Raw genomic sequence first — 2,962 nt, 5'->3', positions numbered from 1 at the left:
TAATATCAAATGATTATATAAAAAAATAGTCGGAAGATATTTCTTCCGACCACTCCTGGTAGGACACTCCCTTTCCTATTTCCGGAATATTTACCTTCTGATGTCCTATCTGATTTCCTTAATCTGGGTATAGAACAACTGTAAGTGTTTTTTGTTTTTACATCTGGTTATAAGTTTAGAAAAATTAAGTATATTTATTGGATTGTTATTGATCAATTTATTGCTGCTTATTGCTTATTTATTGTTTATTAGTGTGTTAGGGGCAATAGTGTATCGGAAAGGTCTTAATTATATACTATGAAATCTATTATAATAGTTTTGTTATTTTTCTTCGTTGGTTGTCTGTCTATTGTGGCACAAGAAAATAAATCCGGTAAGATGACTTACCAAGATTCTGTTAATGCCGGGTTTAAGGTCAAAATGCCCCAATTTATAGGGGGCGAGGCACGTCTTCAGACTTTCATTATGACATTCTTAAGATATCCGGAGGATGCTGTTAAAGACAGTATACAAGGAACAGTGCTTATAGAGTTTATGATATCAAAAACGGGTAAAGTTACAAATGTAAAGGTGCTGAATAGTTTATCGCCTTCCTGCGATGCTGAGGCGGTTAGGGTGGTTTCGTTAATGCCAGACTGGATACCAGCTGAATATAAAGGAGAAAATATACCCGTAATATTTAAGATTCCAATATTATTTAGATTCAAGCGTTGACCTCTTTTTATTTTTATGGATAATACTTTATTTTAGAGTGTACGGATAAAAAAGTTCCGGCATATTTTATACAAATATCGGAACCCTTGTCAATTAATTATTGGTATAAAAGGCCGTTATCCCCTGAATATAAGTAGGGTAACTTCAAAATTAGTAAGAACTTTACGGGATACGCTTGGCAGGAAAATACGTCCGAAGAGATTCCTTCGTTTGGTATTCAGTATCACTAAGTTTACTTTTTCTCCTCTCACAAATTGATCCATAGCTTCTGTCATATCGGGGCCGTCTATCAATTTATAGCCCACATTCAGTTCCGGATATTTCCGAACAAAATAATCTTTCATTCCGGCCAATTCGTTTTCTGTCCATTTATCCCCTGTTTTATTTTTTACATTTACATGGGTTAATGTAATCCGTACAGTCGGATATGGTCTCAGCATATTAACAAAATGGTCAAAAGTATCCAGATCCCTTTTTTGCAAGGATGTAAGAAATGCGATATGTTTTACATCTTCTATGGTTTTAAATTGAGAATTTTCGGGGACTACCATTACAGGTACATTTGTCATTTCTATAATATCGGCAGTGACATTCCCTAATATATTCTGTCGGTTATTGCTTTTTCCTTTTGTCCCCAAAACGAGAAGTGTCGGTTTGTATTCATCAATGAAATTATCTATTTCTTCTTCTACCATGCCTTCACGCAACGAATAAGAATAGTTTACCGATGGAAATTCCTTTTCTGAAATTTTTTTGTCTATATCGTAGCAGAAGTCCAGCATTTGCTTTCGTGCATTGCCGAGCATATCGTCTGCGTCGTCTGCATTTGTGTTGTCAGCGAATGGAAATGTTATTGGATAACGTATTTTGTATACATGCAATATTTTTACTTTAGCGTTTATTTTGTGGGCAACAGCAAAAGCAGCCCGGCAGGCCTTTAGCGAATAGATAGAAAAGTCGATAGGCACGAGTATGCGCTTTCGTCCATCATCAATTTTAAATATTTTTTTGTCATCGTAGCGAAAAAGCTGCGTATTTTCTATGATCGTAAGGGCTTTGGTGAGGTCGGCTTCACTTATTCGCACAGCTATGGCATTGGAGCCATTTTCTTCCTTATCACTTAGATCTACAAGTATAGAATCCACGCCCATATCTTCGAGTGTGTATTTCAGGATACGTGCCTTTTCGGGCGTATGAATGGCTAATGTAATCAGTTTATCGTTCATATCTGTTTGTTTTTTAGTTTTACAATCTATTATAAAGGTGATCCGGATTGAGTGTTGAGAAATCTAATACTGATCACTGATTCCTTTCTAACAAATTTACTAAAAACAATTGTGAATATGACTAATGAATTCATATCTTTTTAACAAAAAGAAACAAGGTTTTACTAACTTTTGCCATTAGAAATATATTGTAACGATTGTTCTGTGTTTTATCGTATTTATCATGGATTTGGTGACCCTATTAGTGGATCAGGTCAGCCTGAATTCTTCACGGTAGTCTTTTCTAATGCTAAAATATTTTATCCTGGATATTATATTTTGTGTTTTTTTAGCCTGAAACGAAAAAAGTATTGCTGATTTTATCCTTAATATGTATTCATTATTATTCGCGGGAAATAATTTGTACTCATATGCCCAATTTTAATCATCTGAAAGGCAGTGTATTGAAATTTTATTAAAAAAATCTTCTCAAACCTATTGCAGGATTCAAATCCTTATCCTATCTTTGCATCGCATTTGAGAGAAAATGCAACCTCAAAAAACGGTGTGGTAGTTCAGCTGGTTAGAATACCTGCCTGTCACGCAGGGGGTCGCGGGTTCGAGTCCCGTCCATACCGCAAAAAGCGAAAGCAAATCGAAGCAAAGGTCTGAAAGTCAATACTTTCAGACCTTTTTCTTTTTAGCCATTGCCCACGAAAAATAGCAAATTAACGCACTATTCACGGTACAATTCGTGGGCTTTTTTAATATCCTGTTTTTGCCCACGATTAGGGTTTCTATTCGTTGATTTTCAGAATTTTGCATAGCTTTCAAATGAACTGTAACAAGTAATTTTGTAACAGTAAAATTTCAAGCCCATGAATGCAATTCAAACAACGTTCAGTTTGCTTTATGTTATCAGAAAGCATCGGCTTCTTAAAAACGGAGAAGCCTCTATTTATTTACGTATTACAGTAAATGGCGATGGAAAATCCAGTGAGCGTTGCCCCCTCGTGCCAAATCTAAATTGACCCCTGAAAAAA

The 2,962-nt window shown here is 35.4% G+C and carries 3 protein-coding genes and 1 tRNA gene; 3 read left to right on the top strand and 1 reads right to left on the bottom strand.

The genetic code is table 11. The features are described 5' to 3' along the window. The first annotated feature begins 297 nt into the window (after window positions 1–297). On the top strand, window positions 298–714 hold the full coding sequence (locus tag ACFO6W_RS18195; protein ID WP_379999022.1) for an energy transducer TonB: 417 nt from the start codon (window positions 298–300) through the stop codon (window positions 712–714). 116 nt (window positions 715–830) lie between these two features. Here the strand turns inward: ACFO6W_RS18195 and ACFO6W_RS18190 are convergent, their stop codons facing one another. Continuing rightward, window positions 831–1,940, bottom strand: a complete 1,110-nt coding sequence (locus tag ACFO6W_RS18190; protein WP_379999020.1) for a universal stress protein — start codon at window positions 1,938–1,940, stop codon at window positions 831–833. 543 nt (window positions 1,941–2,483) lie between these two features. Here ACFO6W_RS18190 and ACFO6W_RS18185 point away from each other — a divergent pair. Together ACFO6W_RS18185 and ACFO6W_RS18180 are read left to right on the top strand one after the other, a co-directional pair. Further along, a tRNA-Asp gene (locus tag ACFO6W_RS18185) sits at window positions 2,484–2,557 on the top strand. Window positions 2,558–2,797: 240 nt separating this feature from the next. Next, window positions 2,798–2,950: an Arm DNA-binding domain-containing protein gene (locus tag ACFO6W_RS18180; RefSeq protein WP_379999018.1), complete on the top strand. Its 153-nt coding sequence runs from the start codon at window positions 2,798–2,800 to the stop codon at window positions 2,948–2,950. Window positions 2,951–2,962 lie beyond the last annotated feature (12 nt).

The organism is Dysgonomonas termitidis, from assembly GCF_042654545.1.
Lineage (GTDB): Bacteria > Bacteroidota > Bacteroidia > Bacteroidales > Dysgonomonadaceae > Dysgonomonas > Dysgonomonas termitidis.
This window is presented reverse-complemented; position numbering and strand designations above follow the sequence as displayed.

Excerpts from the sequence above, each read along its gene's own strand:
- ACFO6W_RS18195 (WP_379999022.1), top strand. The coding sequence starts at position 298 with ATGAAATCTATTATAATAGTTTTGTTATTTTTCTTCGTTGGTTGTCTG.
- ACFO6W_RS18190 (WP_379999020.1), bottom strand. The coding sequence starts at position 1,940 with ATGAACGATAAACTGATTACATTAGCCATTCATACGCCCGAAAAGGCA.
- ACFO6W_RS18180 (WP_379999018.1), top strand. The coding sequence starts at position 2,798 with ATGAATGCAATTCAAACAACGTTCAGTTTGCTTTATGTTATCAGAAAG.